The sequence below is a fragment of the Nocardia asteroides genome (genome assembly GCF_900637185.1).
GTDB classification, from domain to species: domain Bacteria; phylum Actinomycetota; class Actinomycetes; order Mycobacteriales; family Mycobacteriaceae; genus Nocardia; species Nocardia asteroides.
Genome location: NZ_LR134352.1, coordinates 5692193 through 5706281 on the forward strand (window position 1 = coordinate 5692193; position 14089 = coordinate 5706281).

At 69.9% G+C, this 14089-nt stretch carries 14 protein-coding genes; 2 read left to right on the forward strand and 12 right to left on the reverse strand.

Features of this window, described 5'->3' with window-relative positions:
• The first annotated feature begins 343 nt into the window (after positions 1-343).
• Positions 344-712 (forward strand): VOC family protein, encoded by a 369-nt coding sequence (locus EL493_RS26565; RefSeq protein WP_019048207.1) that lies wholly within the window; start codon positions 344-346, stop codon positions 710-712.
• 9 nt (positions 713-721) lie between these two features.
• Here EL493_RS26565 and trmD read toward each other — a convergent pair whose 3' ends face one another.
• The 6 genes from trmD to EL493_RS26595 all read right to left on the reverse strand — a co-directional run bounded on the left by trmD (position 722) and on the right by EL493_RS26595 (position 4966).
• The gene (trmD, locus tag EL493_RS26570) at positions 722-1405 is read right to left on the reverse strand and encodes a tRNA (guanosine(37)-N1)-methyltransferase TrmD (RefSeq protein ID WP_019048208.1); all 684 of its coding nucleotides are present in this window, start codon (positions 1403-1405) and stop codon (positions 722-724) included.
• 3 nt (positions 1406-1408) lie between these two features.
• The gene (gene rimM, locus EL493_RS26575; protein ID WP_019048209.1) at positions 1409-1933 is read right to left on the reverse strand and encodes a ribosome maturation factor RimM; all 525 of its coding nucleotides are present in this window, start codon (positions 1931-1933) and stop codon (positions 1409-1411) included.
• A complete protein-coding gene (locus EL493_RS26580) occupies positions 1934-2176 on the reverse strand; it encodes an RNA-binding protein (RefSeq protein WP_019048210.1) in 243 nt (80 codons plus the stop codon).
• On the reverse strand, positions 2176-2613 hold the full coding sequence (gene rpsP / locus EL493_RS26585) for a 30S ribosomal protein S16 (RefSeq protein WP_019048211.1): 438 nt from the start codon (positions 2611-2613) through the stop codon (positions 2176-2178). Before rpsP ends, EL493_RS26580 begins: the two co-directional genes overlap by 1 nt.
• Before the next feature lie 358 nt (positions 2614-2971).
• Positions 2972-4108, reverse strand: coding sequence for a metal-dependent hydrolase family protein (locus EL493_RS26590; protein WP_051719533.1), 1137 nt, complete (start codon positions 4106-4108; stop codon positions 2972-2974).
• 39 nt (positions 4109-4147) lie between these two features.
• The gene (locus EL493_RS26595) at positions 4148-4966 is read right to left on the reverse strand and encodes a nuclear transport factor 2 family protein (protein WP_019048213.1); all 819 of its coding nucleotides are present in this window, start codon (positions 4964-4966) and stop codon (positions 4148-4150) included.
• Positions 4967-5071: 105 nt separating this feature from the next.
• Here EL493_RS26595 and EL493_RS26600 point away from each other — a divergent pair, with 105 nt between their 5' ends.
• Positions 5072-5863, forward strand: a complete 792-nt coding sequence (locus EL493_RS26600) for a phosphatidylethanolamine N-methyltransferase family domain-containing protein (protein ID WP_019048214.1) — start codon at positions 5072-5074, stop codon at positions 5861-5863.
• A 55-nt stretch (positions 5864-5918) separates the two neighbouring features.
• Here EL493_RS26600 and ffh read toward each other — a convergent pair whose 3' ends face one another.
• The 6 genes from ffh to ftsY all read right to left on the reverse strand — a co-directional run bounded on the left by ffh (position 5919) and on the right by ftsY (position 14027).
• Positions 5919-7481, reverse strand: a complete 1563-nt coding sequence (ffh, locus tag EL493_RS26605; protein WP_019048215.1) for a signal recognition particle protein — start codon at positions 7479-7481, stop codon at positions 5919-5921.
• 55 nt (positions 7482-7536) lie between these two features.
• Positions 7537-7851: a hypothetical protein gene (locus EL493_RS26610; RefSeq protein WP_036836293.1), complete on the reverse strand. Its 315-nt coding sequence runs from the start codon at positions 7849-7851 to the stop codon at positions 7537-7539.
• A 134-nt stretch (positions 7852-7985) separates the two neighbouring features.
• Positions 7986-10430 carry a [protein-PII] uridylyltransferase gene (locus EL493_RS26615; protein WP_036836295.1) on the reverse strand — a complete coding sequence of 815 codons (2445 nt, stop codon included), beginning with the start codon at positions 10428-10430 and terminating at the stop codon, positions 7986-7988.
• A gap of 83 nt (positions 10431-10513) precedes the next feature.
• On the reverse strand, positions 10514-10852 hold the full coding sequence (locus EL493_RS26620; protein WP_030202924.1) for a P-II family nitrogen regulator: 339 nt from the start codon (positions 10850-10852) through the stop codon (positions 10514-10516).
• A 5-nt stretch (positions 10853-10857) separates the two neighbouring features.
• Positions 10858-12174, reverse strand: coding sequence for an ammonium transporter (locus EL493_RS26625; protein WP_019048219.1), 1317 nt, complete (start codon positions 12172-12174; stop codon positions 10858-10860).
• A gap of 341 nt (positions 12175-12515) precedes the next feature.
• Positions 12516-14027: a signal recognition particle-docking protein FtsY gene (gene ftsY, locus EL493_RS26630; protein ID WP_019048220.1), complete on the reverse strand. Its 1512-nt coding sequence runs from the start codon at positions 14025-14027 to the stop codon at positions 12516-12518.
• Positions 14028-14089 lie beyond the last annotated feature (62 nt).

Below are 14089 nucleotides of genomic sequence, written 5' to 3' on the forward strand. Positions count from 1 at the left end.
TCACCCTCACAACGCAACTCGTCGGGCGGTGAGCACTCGCTCGTGGCCCCCGGGTGAACGTAGGGCGACCCCGGCTGCCGTGGGGCACCACGGGAGAACCCGGACGACCGGCCCGCTCCGAGCATCGAAAGTGCACGGTGCACATGGTCTGTACTGGGCAGTTGCCTCACTTGCGCGCACAGTGCGCCGCGGCGGCACGAACATCACTGCGGCGGAACCGATTCCGGATGGAATCAGCAACCCTCAGCTTGGACGATGACGCAACGAAAGCCCCTTGTGGATACCCGAACATCTTTGGGACAAAACAATCTGCCGGTCGTTTCGGCCCGGTACCGTCGGTCCGATGACGGAGCCTTTTCAACTGGCCGGCGTCTCGCTGGACTGTGACGACCCCGAAACCCTCGCCCGCTTCTATCTCGGGCTGCTCGGTGGCCGGGTCCTGTGGAACGACGCGCACAGCGTCGGGATCCGTCTGCCGTCGGGACTGACCATGGCCGCGCAACGCGTCGAGGACTACTACCCGCCGCAGTGGCCGGGCAGTGCCGCGGTCCAGCTGGAGCTGGCCGCCGACGCCGACCTGGATCTCTGCGAACAGCACGCGATGGCGATCGGCGCGAAACCCGCTCCGATCCAGCAGGATCCCCGCTGGCGGGTGCTGCTCGACCCGGCCGGGCATCCGTTCTGCATCACCACCCGCGTGGTCCCGGCCTAGGCCCGTCGATCACTGCTCCGGCAGCAGATCCGGCCTGCGGGCACGAGTACGTTCCAGCGACTGCTCGTGCCGCCACGCGGCGACCTTGGCGTGATCGCCGGACAGCAGGATCGGCGGCACCTCGAGCCCCCGCCAGGACACCGGGCGGGTGTAGCTGGGGCCCTCGAGCAGTCCGTCGGAGAACGAATCCTCCTGGTGGGACTGCTGATTGCCGAGCACGCCGGGAATCAGCCGCACCACGGCCTCGGTCATCACCAGGACCGCGGCCTCGCCGCCGATGAGCACGTAGTCGCCGATGCTCACCTCCTCGACGCGGACCCGGCGGGCGGCGTCGTCGAAGACCCGCTGATCGATGCCCTCGTAGCGGCCGCACGCGAAGACCAGATGCCGCTCGGTGGACCAGCGCTGCGCGGTCTCCTGGGTGAAGGGCACCCCGGCCGGGGTGGGGACGACGAGCAGGGCGTCGTCGGGGCACACCGCGTCGAGCGCGTCGCCCCACACGGTGGGCTTCATGACCATGCCGGGGCCACCGCCGTAGGGCGAATCGTCCACGGACTTGTGCACGTCGTGCGTCCAGTCACGCAGATCGTGCACGCCGATCGAGATCAGGCCCTTGTCGACGGCCTTGCCGAGCAGCGCGGTGCGCAGCGGCTCGAGGTACTCCGGGAAGATCGTGACGACGTCGAGTTGCACGAATTACTCCGGATCGAGCAGGCCCTCGGGCGGATCGATGACCACCAGTCCGTCGGCGATCGACACGGTCGGCACGATGGCGGTGACAAAGGGAATGAGAATTTCGCGGCCGTCGTCGGCGGCGCGCACCGACAGCAGCTCGCCGGCGGCCGAGTGCAGCACCTCGGTGACCGTGCCGACGGCGGTGCCGTCGCCGAGCTCGACGCGCAGGCCTTCGAGCTCGTGGTCGTAGAAGGCGTCCTCGTCGTCCGAGGGCGGCAACGACTCGCTGTCGACGACGAACAACATGCCGCGCAGGGCGTCGGCGGCGGTGCGGTCGGCGATCTCCTCGACGAACACCAGAAGCCGGCCCGAGTGCTCCCGGGCCGACTTCACGGTGTAGTCGCGGATCGCCGCGGACTTCGGCATCTTGCCGTGCAGGACCACACCGGGGGCGAACCGGAGTTCCGGCTCGTCGGTGCGGACCTCGACGACGAGTTCGCCGCGCACGCCGTGCGACTTGGCGACCCGGCCTACGACGAGTTCCATCTAGGCGTCGGTGTCGACCACGTCGACCCGGATGCCCCGGCCGCCGATACCGGCGACGAGGGTGCGCAGCGCGGTCGCGGTACGACCACCGCGCCCGATCACCTTGCCCAGGTCCTCAGGGTGGACGTGCACCTCGACCGTGCGTCCGCGGCGGCCGGTGATCAGCTCGACACGGACGTCGTCGGGGTTGGCGACGATGCCGCGAACCAGATGTTCGACGGCATCGGCAACAACGGCAGTCATTACTCGGCAGCCTCGGCGGCGGGGGCCTCGGCGGCCTCCTCGTCCTTCTTGGCGGCCTTCTTCTTCGGGGTGACGGCCTCGGCGACGGGCTCGTTGTCGGCGGCGGCCAGCGCGGCGTTGAACAGGTCCAGCTTGGACGGCTTGGCGGCCTTCACCTTGAGGGTGCCCTCGGCGCCCGGCAGGCCCTTGAACTTCTGCCAGTCGCCGGTGATCTCCAGCAGACGCTGCACCGACTCGGTCGGCTGCGCGCCGACACCCAGCCAGTACTGCACGCGCTCGGAATCGATCTCGATGAGCGAGGGCTCTTCCTTCGGGTGGTACTTGCCGATGGACTCGATGGCCCGGCCGTCACGACGGGTGCGGGCGTCGGCGACAACCACGCGGTACTGCGGGTTGCGGATCTTGCCCAGGCGGGTGAGCTTGATGCGAACAGCCATGCTGATCTGCCTCTTTCGATAGTGTGGTCACCACGCGATTCGGCGACCCGCATGGTCTGCGAGTCCGGTTTCGCGCATGGAGTGCGTGACCGCCGCGCGGTACGGAACCGGAGACGGGCTGACACTGTCCAGGAAGGACGGTTGACCATTGTGCCAGACCGGCCGCGCCCAGCTGAAATCGCCTGCCGGTTCGCGCTGCTACCTCACCGCAACTGCGCGGTGTCGATGACCACCGGGACCGGGCCCGGCGCCTTGACCGCTTCGCCGTCGGCAGCGAAGACCTCCTGGCGGTAGCCCGTCTCGCCGACGGGTATAGCCCCAGAACCGCGCGGGCTTGCCGTGCCCGGTCTGTTCAGTATCAGCGGTGGCCGGTGACGGGGTTCGGGGTTTTGACGACGAGGCCGCGGAGGACCACCCAGTGGGGGTCGGTGAGGGCGGCGGGGTGGGTGCGGGGGTCTTCGGCGTAGACGACGAAGTCGGCGGGGGCGCCTTCGGTGACGGATTCGCGGCCCAGCCAGGTGCGGGCGTCCCAGGAGGCGGCGCCCAAGGCGTCGTGGGGGGACAGGCCCGCGCCGGTGAGGGCGGCGATCTCGTCGGCGATGCGGCCGTGGCGGATGGAGCCGCCCGCGTCGGTGCCCGCGTAGATGGGCACGCCGGCCTCGTGGGCGCGGCCGACCGTGTCGCGCACGCGTCGGTGCAGGTCACGCATGTGGGCGGCGTAGACGGGGAACTTGGTGGCGCTGTCGGCGATGCCGGGGAAGGTGTCGATGTTGATCAGGGTCGGGACCAGGGCGGTGCCGTGGGTGAGCATCAGCTCGATGGTGTCGTCGGTGAGGCCGGTGCCGTGTTCGAGGCAGTCGATGCCCGCGTTGATCAGGCCGGGTAGGGCGTCCTCGCCGAAGACGTGCGCGGTGACTCTGGCGCCGTTGGCGTGGGCGGCGTCGATGGCCTGTTTCAGGATGTCGTCACTCCACAGCGGGCGCAGGTCACCGACGGAGCGGTCGATCCAGTCGCCGACGATCTTCACCCAGCCGTCGCCGAAGCGGGCTTGTTCGGCGACGATGTCGGGCAGGTCGCGCTCGTCGTCGAGCTCGATGCCGAGTTCGCGGATGTAGCGCTTGGGCCGGGCGATGTGGCGGCCGGCGCGGATGATGCGCGGGAGTTCGGCGTGCTCGTCGATGAAGCGGGTGTCGATCGGCGAGCCCGCGTCGCGCAGCAGCAGGGCGCCCGCGTCGCGTTCGGTCTCGGCCTGATCGATCGCGCCCTCGGTGGTCTCGTCGCCGCCGCCGTAGCGGATGCCGACATGGCAGTGGGCGTCGACCAGGCCGGGCACGATCCACCCTGTGCGACACAGGGTTTCGGCCCCGGGTACCGGCTCGAAGGTCACGTGTCCGTCGACGACCCAGAGATCGCGCTCCTCGTCGCCGGGGAGAACCACACCACGCAGATGCACACGAACCTCCAGACGTCGGCCTTGGCTCAACCTACCGCCCATCGCCCGGCCACGCACCGCTCGGCGGCACGCGCCGGACGATCAACCGACGGGCAGCGGCCCGTCCAGGAAGACCGTCAGGGCCACGACCCGAGGCTCGTCGGCCGCGAAGTCGACGAAGGCCACCCCGCGCTGCGCCCCGATCCGCACGCTCACGCTGACCGTGCGCCCGGCGGCGATCATCTTGTCCCACTCGATCCCGCGGGCCAGTTCGGCGAACTCCGCCGCCGCGACCGGGTTACCGGCGGGCAGCTCCACCGCCGCCCGCGCGCCGAGCAGGTCCTGCACCCCGGCCAGATCCCCGTCGGCAGCGGCGCCGAACAGCCGGCCGACGACGCGTTTGCCGGTGGCGCCCACCCCGCGCAGCCCGCGCATCATGCCCATCGCGCCGCCGACGCCGAGTTCGCCGACCAGCTGCGGACCCAGCTTGGTCCCGGCCAGCAGCCCGGACGGCCCGGTGGCCAGCAGCCGCCGAATCATCAGCGCGAGCTCCCAGTGCGCGGCCAGGCGCGCGATCTTCCAGCCGTCACCGGATTCGATCAGGTCGTAGCGCAGGTGCATGGGCACGGTGACGGTGGCGCCGGTCGACATCGTGGTCTCGATGTGCAGGTCACGCACCACCGTGCGCCCGGCGACCAGGTCGCGGTCGACGCGGAAGGCGATCGAGTTGGGCGCGATGAACACGTTGTAGAACCGCGAGATGGCCTCGCGGCCGATGTGCTCGCGCGCGCCGTAGGGGTCGTGCACCGCGGCGTTGTCGACGAACAGGCCGACCCAGGCGCCCTTGTCGTGCGCGGCCACCGCGCGCGGTGAGGCCTGTACCGCCGCCAGCAGGTCTTCAGCGGTCCGATCCACGGGCATGTCCGTCCTCCATAGTCACGCTCCCCCTGCCGGATCCATGATAGAACGTGTTCTAGTTTTGCGTCGGCGATCGTGGCCGGCGCTCTGTCGCACAAAGGAATCTCGATGGACTGGTACACCGGGAACACCACCTACGACACGGTGCTGGCCATCGCCTTCGCCTTCGCCGCGTTCGTGATCGTCGGCGGATTGTTCGCCCAGAGCCCCTACGGCCGCTTCGCCTCCACCTCGATCGGCTTCAATCTCAATCCCAAACTGGGCTGGTGGCTGATGGAACTGCCCGCGACCGTGGTGTTCGCGGTGTTCTACCTGACCGGCCCGGACCGTTTCGAGCCGGTACCGCTGGTGCTGGCGGCGATCTGGCTGCTGCACTACGGCAATCGCGGCTGGTTCTTCCCGCTCTCGATCCGGCAGGTGCCGGGCAAGAAGAGCAGTTTCAACTTCTCGGTGGTCGCGGCCGGCGTGTTCGTCACCTCGCTGCACGGCTACCTCAACGGCGCCTTCTTCAGCCACGACTACAAGGATCAGTACGGCACCGCGTGGCTGACCGACCCCCGCTTCCTGATCGGGCTCGTGGTGTACCTGAGCGGTTTCGGGCTGCTGGTGCGCTCGGAGGCGATCGTGCGCAACCTGCGCGACAAGAACAATCCGGGCGCCGCGGAGTACCGCATCCCGTTCGGCGGCGGCTTCCGGTTCGTCAGCAGCCCCGCCTACCTGGGCGAGCTGATCGCCTGGGCGGGATTCGCGCTGCTCACCTGGTCGCTGGCCGGTGTCGCGATCTTCCTGATCACCGCGGGCAATCTGGTGCCGCGCGCCTTCGCCACGCACCGCTGGTACCGGGAGAAGTTCGTCGAGTACCCGGCGAACCGCAAAGCGCTGATCCCTGGCGTGATCTGAGCCGGAGCCGACGACACCGCGCCCGGATCACCGGGCGCGGTGTCGTGACGTGTGCTCAGTTCTTGGGGAACTTCAGCTGCGACAGGTCGATCCCCTCGAGACCGGGCGGCAGCTGGTCGAGACCGGGCGGCATCTGCGACAGATCCATCCCCGCGGGCAGCCCGGGCATACCGGCGGGCATGCCGGGGAAACCACCGCGCATCTTCGGCGGAGTGGGGCCGCGGCCACCCTTCTTGCCCTTCTTGCCCTTCTTGTTGTTGCCGCGGCGAGCGCCGGGCAGGCCCATCTGACGGCCCATCATGGCCATCATCTTCTTGGCCTCGAAGAAGCGGTCGACGAGCTGGTTCACCTCGGAGACCTGCACGCCCGAGCCGTTGGCGATGCGCAGGCGGCGGGAGGCGTTGATGATCTTCGGGTTGTCGCGCTCGGCGGGGGTCATGCCGCGGATGATGGCCTGCACCCGGTCGAGCTGCTTGTCGTCGACCTGGGCCAGCACATCCTTCATCTGACCGGCGCCGGGCAGCATGCCCAGCAGGTTGCCGATCGGGCCCATCTTGCGGATGGCCAGCATCTGGTCGAGGAAGTCCTCGAGGGTGAGCTCGCCGCTGCCGATCTTGCGGGCGGTCTCCTCGGCCTGCTGGGCGTCGTAGACCTGCTCGGCCTGCTCGATCAGCGTGAGCACGTCACCCATGCCGAGGATGCGCGAGGCCATCCGGTCGGGGTGGAAGACGTCGAAGTCCTCGAGCTTCTCGCCGGTGGAGGCGAACATGATCGGCGAACCGGTCACATTGCGCACCGACAGCGCGGCGCCACCGCGGGCGTCGCCGTCGAGCTTGGTGAGCACGACACCGGTGAAGCCGACACCGTCGCGGAACGCCTCGGCGGTGCTGACCGCGTCCTGGCCGATCATGGCGTCGAGCACGAACAGCGTCTCGTCGGGCTGCACGGCGTCGCGGATGCCCGCGGCCTGGCGCATGAGCTCGGCGTCGATACCGAGGCGGCCCGCGGTGTCGACGATGACCACGTCGTACTGCTTGGCCTTGGCCTCTTCGACACCGGCGCGGGCCACGCCGACCGGGTCGGCCGCGGTGATGCCGAGCGGGTTCTCGCCGCCGCCGATCGAGGTGCCGGGGTGCGGGGCGAACACGGGCACGCCCGCGCGCTCACCGACGACCTGCAGCTGGGTGACGGCGCCGGGACGCTGGAGGTCACAGGCGACCAGGATGGGCTGATGGCCCTGGGCCTTGAGCCACTTGGCGAGCTTGCCCGCGAGCGTGGTCTTACCGGCACCCTGCAGACCGGCCAGCATGATGACCGTCGGCGGGTTCTTGGCGAGGTTGAGCCTGCGGGTCTCGCCGCCGAGGATGTTGACCAGTTCCTCGTTGACGATCTTGACGACCTGCTGCGCCGGGTTCAGCGCGGCCGAGACCTCGGCGCCCTTGGCGCGTTCCTTGACGTTGGCGATGAAGCCGCGCACCACGGGCAGCGCGACGTCGGCTTCGAGGAGGGCGAGGCGGATCTCACGCGCCGTGGCGTCGATGTCGGCCGGTGACAGACGCCCCTTACCGCGCAGATCCTGCAGTGCACCGGTAAGCCGGTCGGACAGGGATTCGAACACCGATCGCGCTCCTGATCTGAAAGGGACGTCTATTGCCCTCCCAGGGTAATGGGTGTTATTCCCGGTGGCGCACGTGCGGTGGCGCGGTGCGGCGCAAGTCGTGGTTTTCGATGTTCACCAGGTACACCGCTTCCCGGCCGGTGAGGCCGAGCTCGCGGGCGAGCGACTCGATCCGTTCCCATTCGGCATCGGGACTGTCGACGTGCCGGGCGGTGGTCGAGGCGATGGTCATCGCCGCCAGTGCCTGCGGCCCGCTGAGTGTGCGGCCCGGTAGCCAGGACACGACCCAGAGGTCACCGCCGACGCAGCGCGCGATGTGCGTGGTCACGTCGCTGGTCATCATCGATGCGGAAACGACTTCGATAGCCACAGATCTGCTCCCCTCGTACGAGTGACAGCCAGACCTCTCGAATGCTATAGGTCCCATCTCGACTGATCGGGCAGCGAAAGCGGTTTGCGGGGCAACCTGATAGCAATCGGTGGTGAAACCGTGTCCTGATGATCTCAGTTCGTGTCGTCGGTGGTCGGCGGTGGCGGCGGAGCCGGCTGGGGCACCACGTCGAGCACGGCCTTCTCGATGCGGTCGCGCAGGGCCGGTCCGTCGGCGTCGCCGAGTTCGAGGCAGAACGCGTCGACCACGGCCGAACCCATGGTGACCACCTTGGCCCAGCGCACATCGGCGCCCGCCGCGGCGAAGGCCCCGGCCAGCCTGCTGAGCAGTCCGACACGGTCCTCGGCACGCAGTTCCAGGATCACCTGACCGGGCGTGCCCGCGTCGGACCAGATGAGCCGCGGCTGTGCCCTGGCGTAACGGCCTGGGCCGGCGCCGACCGCGTCGGCTTCACGCTTGGCCAGTACCTCGGGCAGGTTCAGCGCGCCGGTGCTCGCGCGGATCAGTTCCTGGCGCAGCAGGCCGGCGTCGGGCGGGTCGCCGAACTTCGGGGTGACGACGAAGGTGTTGATCGCCGACTCCCCCGCCCCGCCCAGCGTGGCCGAGAGCACACGCAGCGAATGCAGGGCCAGCACGCCGGCGGCCTCGGACAGCAGGCCGGGCGTGTCGGGCGCGATGACGGTGACCACGTGGGAGTGCTTGCTCTCCCCCGGCGCCAGCGTGACGTGCACGCCGCCGGCCCGTGCCTTCTCCAGCAGGTCCGGGTCGATCGGCTCGGGCTGGGGTAGCGGCTCGCCCGCCATCACCAGCTTGCAGCGGCGGACCAGATCGCCGATCAGCGAGGCCTTCCACTCGCCCCAGACACCGGGGCCGGTGGCCATCGAGTCGGCCTCGGCCAGCGCGTGCAGCAGTTCGAGCAGGCCGACGTCGCCGTCGAGGGCGTCGGCGACGTGGCGCACGGTCGCGGGGTCGGCCAGGTCGCGCCGGGTCGCGGTGTCGGGCAGCAACAGGTGGTGGCGCACGATCGCGCTGAGCGTGCGCACGTCGGAGGGCCACAGGCCGAGCCTGCGGCCGATGTGGGTGGCCAGTTCGGCGCCGACCACGCTGTGATCGCCCGCCCTGCCCTTGCCGATGTCGTGCAGCAGCGCGCCCAGGGCGAGCAGGTCGGGCCGGGCGACCCTGGTGCTGAGCCCGCCCGCGTAGGCGACGGTCTCCATCAGGTGCCGGTCGACGGTCCAGGTGTGCAGCGCGTCGCGCGGGGGCAGGTCACGCACCGCGCCCCACTCGGGAAACAGCCTGCCCCACAGGCCCGTCCGGTCCAGCGCCTCGACCGCGTCGATGCTGCCGCGGCCCGCGCCCAGCAGCACCAGCAGATCGTTGAGCGCGTCCTTGGGCCACGGCTCGCGTAGCTCGGGCGCGTCCTCGGAGAGCCGGTTGAGTGTGGTCGCCGACATGGGCAGCCCGGTCTGCGCCGAGGCGGCGGCGACCCGCAGGATCAGGCCGGGATCGCGCTGCGGCCGCGCGTCCCTGGCCAGCACCACCTCACCGGAGTGCTCGACCACCCCCTCATCGAGTGGTCGGCGTACCGGCATCCGGCGCAGCCGGGCCAGCCCGCGCCGCGGCAGCGCGTTGGCGGCGGTGCGCAGGCCGACGTCGGTCGAGTAGCTCACCGTGCGCGCCGAATCGCTCAGCGTGCGGGCCAGGTCGAACCGGTCGCCGATGCGCAGTGCGGCCCCGATCTCGTCGGCGTCCTGGGCGCGCAGCTGGTCGCGGGCGCGCCCGGCGACCCGGTGCAGTTCGGTGCGCACGTCGAGCAGTCGGCGGTGGGCCTGCTGCAGGCCGCCGCCGGGGACCTCGGGTCCCAGGCCGGGCATCGCGTCGGTGAGCTGGGCGATGGACAGCGCGTCGAGCAGCTGGATGTCGCGCAGGCCGCCGCGCCCGTTCTTCAGGTCGGGTTCGGCGCGGTGGGCGATCTCGCCGCTGCGCTGCCAGCGCGCGGTGGTCTGCGCGATCAGCTCGTCGAAGCGGGACCTGATGCCGGTCCGCCATTCCCGGCGCACGCCGCCGATGAGCAGATTGGACAGGTCCTCGTCGCCGACGATGTGCCGGGCCTCGAGCAGGCCGAGCGCGGCGATCATGTCGTCGGCGGCCACCCGCAGCGCCTGCGGCACCGTGCGCACGCTGTGATCGAGCTTGATGTGGGCGTCCCAGAGCGGATACCAGAGCTGGTCGGCGACCTCGGACACCACCGCCGGGTCGACGTCGTCGTGCAGCAGCACCAGGTCCAGGTCGGAGTAGGGCAGCATCTCGCGCCTGCCCAGACCGCCGACCGCGACGACGGCCAGCCCGCTGTCGGCGGTGATGCCGAGTTCGTTGCCCTTGCTCGTGAGCCACAGTTCGAACAGGTCGACCAGCGCCGAGCGCAGCGATTCCGGATCGAGCCGGGGATTGCGGGTCCCCGCCCCGTCGAGCAGCTGGGCCCTGGCCTTGACCAGGTCGGCCGCCCCGTTGTGCTGAATACCGCCGTTCTGTTGTGCCACAGTCCCACCGCCATTCATGCGGGCGGCCCCGCCCCGACCGGTCCTGCCGGTGGGAGCGGGGCCGCCGCTCGATCGTTTACAACCGTGCGCCGCGAGGCGAATTACAGTGCGTCGCTACCGCGTTCGCCGGTGCGGACACGGATGATGGTGTCCACCGGGGTCACCCACACCTTGCCGTCACCGATCTTGCCGGTGCGCGAGGCCTCGACGATGACCTCGACGACCTTCTCCACCGACGCGTCGTCGACGACGACCTCGACCCGGACCTTCGGAACGAAGTCCACCGAGTACTCCGCACCGCGGTAGACCTCGGTGTGGCCCTTCTGGCGGCCGTACCCCTGGACTTCGCTGACGGTCATGCCGAGCACGCCTGCCTGTTCCAGCCCGGTCTTCACATCTTCGAGCGTGAACGGTTTGACGATTGCCGTGATCAACTTCATGTTCGTCATGCCTCCTTGACGAGCGAGCGTGCCGTGCCACCCACAGCAGCGAAATCGTAAGCGGTTTCCGCGTGCTCGGACTCGTCCAGGCCCGCCGACTCGGCCTCGTCACTCGCGCGCAGACCGATGGTGAACTTGATCGCGTACGCGATGACGGCCGTCACGACGAGCGAGTAGGCCAGGACGGTGAAGGCTCCGACCGCCTGCAGCTTCAACTGCTCGACTCCACCACCGTAGAACAGACCCTCGACGGCTGCGGGAGCTTCGGCCGTGGCGACCAGGCCGACCATCAGGGTGCCGACCAGACCACCGACCAGGTGGACGCCGACCACGTCGAGCGAGTCGTCGAAGCCGAAGCGGAACTTCAGGCCGACGGCCAGGGCGCACAGCGCACCCGAGACCACACCGATGGCCAGCGCGCCGACCACGTTCACCGAGGAACAGGCCGGGGTGATCGCGACCAGACCGGCCACGATGCCGGAGGCGGCGCCGAGGGAGGTCGGGTGACCGTCACGGATGCGCTCCACCAGCAGCCAGGCGAGCATGGCGGCGGCGGTGGCGACCGTGGTGGTGACGAAGGTGGCACCGGCGATGCCGTTGGCGCCCAGCGCCGAACCGGCGTTGAAGCCGTACCAGCCGAACCACAGCAGACCGGCGCCGAGCATCACGAACGGCAGGTTGTGCGGACGGAACGGGGACTTCGGCCAGCCCTTGCGCTTGCCCAGGATCAGGCAGAGCACCAGGCCCGCCGCACCGGCGTTGATGTGCACCGCGGTACCACCGGCGAAGTCGATGGCCTTGAGGTTGTTGGCGATCCAGCCGCCCTGCTCGGCGGTGTAGCCGTCGAAGGCGAAGACCCAGTGCGCGACGGGGAAGTAGACGACCGTGGCCCAGATTCCGGCAAATACGAGCCACGAGCCGAACTTCAGGCGGTCGGCGACCGCGCCCGAGATGAGTGCGACGGTGATGATCGCGAACATGAGCTGGAAGGCGACGAACACCGTCAGCGGGATGCCCGCGGTGATCGGGGCCGTCGGGTCCTCCGGCGTGGCCGTGAACAGCGGGATACCGGGCGAATCGGCACCGGTGCCGCCGAAGATGCTCTTCAGGCCGAAGTACTGGAGGGGGTCACCGACGAGGTTGCCCTTGTCCTCACCGAAGGCCATCGAGAAGCCGTAGAGAACCCACAGGACGGTGACCACGCCCATCGCGGAGATGCTCATCATGATCATGTTCAGCACGTTCTTGCCACGGACCATACCGCCGTAGAAGAACGCCAGACCCGGCGTCATCAACAGCACGAGCGCTGCCGACGCCAGCATCCAAGCGGTGTCACCGGTATCCGGTGTACCGATCAGTGGAAATGCCACCTTGTCTTCCTCCTCATCTCGGGCCTCGCCGATGACGGCTCAAGGACCTGTACAGAAGGGTCGCCACTCGGTGTTTCATCCGTTGAGCTGTGGTGTTTCACCTGAGTGAACGGATAGCGCGGTTGTGTTGCTTCCAGGTTTCGTGGGGTTGGCCACAGCCTGTCGGCTCACGGTGAGGCTGGTACGAGTGTGCGGTTCGCCGCGGGTTCGCGCGGGGAGGCGGACAGGGTGTTTCCCCTGGACACAGCACTGCCCGCCCGATCGCGGGAATCGGGCGGGCAGGGTGGAGTGGGTTACGCGGCGCCGCCGAGCAGGGCGTCGACGAAGGCGCCGGGCTCGAACGGCGCCAGATCGTCGGCGCCCTCCCCCAGCCCGACGAGCTTCACCGGAACACCGAGCTCGTGCTGGACCTGGAAGACGATGCCGCCCTTGGCGGTGCCGTCCAGCTTGGTCAGCACCACGCCGGTGATGTCGACGACGTCGGCGAACACCCGCGCCTGCATCAGCCCGTTCTGGCCGACGGTGGAGTCCAGCACCAGCAGCACCTCGTCGACCTCGGCCTTCTTCTCCACCACCCGCTTGACCTTGCCCAGCTCGTCCATCAGGCCGGTCTTGGTGTGCAGGCGGCCGGCGGTGTCGATGAGGACGGCGTCGACGCCGCGATCGATGCCCGCCGTGACCGCGTCGAAGGCGACGGCGGCCGGGTCGGCGGCCTCCTTGCCGCGCACGGTCTCGGCGCCGACCCGTTCGCCCCAGGTCTGCAGCTGGTCGGCGGCGGCGGCGCGGAAGGTGTCGGCGGCGCCGAGCAGCACCCGGCGGCCGTCGGCGACCAGGACCCGGGCCAGCTTGCCGGTGGTGGTGGTCTTGCCGGTGCCGTTGACGCCGACGACCAGCAGGATCGACGGGTGATCGGCGTGCGGCAGGGCGTGGATGGACCGGTCCAGCTCGGGTCGCAGGGCCTCGATCAGCACGTCACGCAGGGCCGTGCGGGCCTGCTCCGGGGTGCGGACGCTGCGCGAGGCCATCTCCTCGCGCAGGCGGGCGACGATCTTGGCCGTGCTGGCGGTGCCGATATCGGCCAGGACCAGGGTGTCCTCGATCTCCTCCCAGGAGTCCTCGTCGAGATCGCCGCCGCCGAGCAGGCCGAGCAGGCTCTTGCCGACGGCGTTCTGGGAGCGCGACAGGCGGCCGCGCAGGCGGACCAGGCGGCCGGAGGTGGGATCGATCTGCTCGATCTCCGCGGCGACGGTGTCGGTGGGAGCTTCGGTGGCCGGCTCGGCCGGGGCGGTCTCGGCGGGCGCGGTGTCGACCTGCGGTGCGTCGGCCGGGGCCGTCTCGGTGGGTGCGCTGTCGGCCGGAGCGGTCTCGGTGGGCGCGGTGTCGGCCGGGGCGGTGTCGGCGGGCGCGGTGTCGGTGGCGGGCGTGGTGTCGAGGGAGCTCAGGTCGTCGGGGACCACCACCGGCTCGGCGGACTCCACGTCGGCCTCGGGCAGCGGGACGTTGGTGATACCGCGGCGGGGAGCGTCGCGCGGGACGGCGGCGTCGTCGCCGACGTGCGGCTGCCCCTCGTCGTCGGTGCGCTCACCGACCGGTTCGGGCCGCGGCAGCGTGGCCGCCGACCCGCCCTGACTGAAACTGAATCCACCGGCGGCGGTGTAACCACCCGACCGGTCGGTCAGCTCCTTGTCCGGCTCCGGCGGGGCCAGGGAGATCTGGCGCCGCTTGTACAGGACGAAACCCGCGACGAGCGCCACCACCAGGACGGCGGCGATCGCGGCGATCAGGATCCACGCTTGCGAACTCACCCGGCCGAGTCTATTCGGGCGACCGATTCCGGCACGTCGGCGGCGTCGGCCCGGCGGGTCGG

Bases quoted from the DNA above. Each gene is read 5' to 3' on its own strand.
- EL493_RS26590 (WP_051719533.1), bottom strand. From the start codon at position 4,108: ATGGGCGGTAGGTTGAGCCAAGGCCGACGTCTGGAGGTTCGTGTGCAT.
- EL493_RS26580 (WP_019048210.1), bottom strand. From the start codon at position 2,176: ATGACTGCCGTTGTTGCCGATGCCGTCGAACATCTGGTTCGCGGCATC.
- EL493_RS26625 (WP_019048219.1), bottom strand. From the start codon at position 12,174: ATGCTGGCGTCGGCAGCGCTCGTGCTGTTGATGACGCCGGGTCTGGCG.
- EL493_RS26600 (WP_019048214.1), top strand. From the start codon at position 5,072: ATGGACTGGTACACCGGGAACACCACCTACGACACGGTGCTGGCCATC.
- EL493_RS26615 (WP_036836295.1), bottom strand. From the start codon at position 10,430: ATGAATGGCGGTGGGACTGTGGCACAACAGAACGGCGGTATTCAGCAC.
- rimM (WP_019048209.1), bottom strand. From the start codon at position 1,933: ATGGAACTCGTCGTAGGCCGGGTCGCCAAGTCGCACGGCGTGCGCGGC.
- EL493_RS26620 (WP_030202924.1), bottom strand. From the start codon at position 10,852: ATGAAGTTGATCACGGCAATCGTCAAACCGTTCACGCTCGAAGATGTG.
- EL493_RS26565 (WP_019048207.1), top strand. From the start codon at position 344: ATGACGGAGCCTTTTCAACTGGCCGGCGTCTCGCTGGACTGTGACGAC.
- rpsP (WP_019048211.1), bottom strand. From the start codon at position 2,613: ATGGCTGTTCGCATCAAGCTCACCCGCCTGGGCAAGATCCGCAACCCG.
- EL493_RS26595 (WP_019048213.1), bottom strand. From the start codon at position 4,966: ATGCCCGTGGATCGGACCGCTGAAGACCTGCTGGCGGCGGTACAGGCC.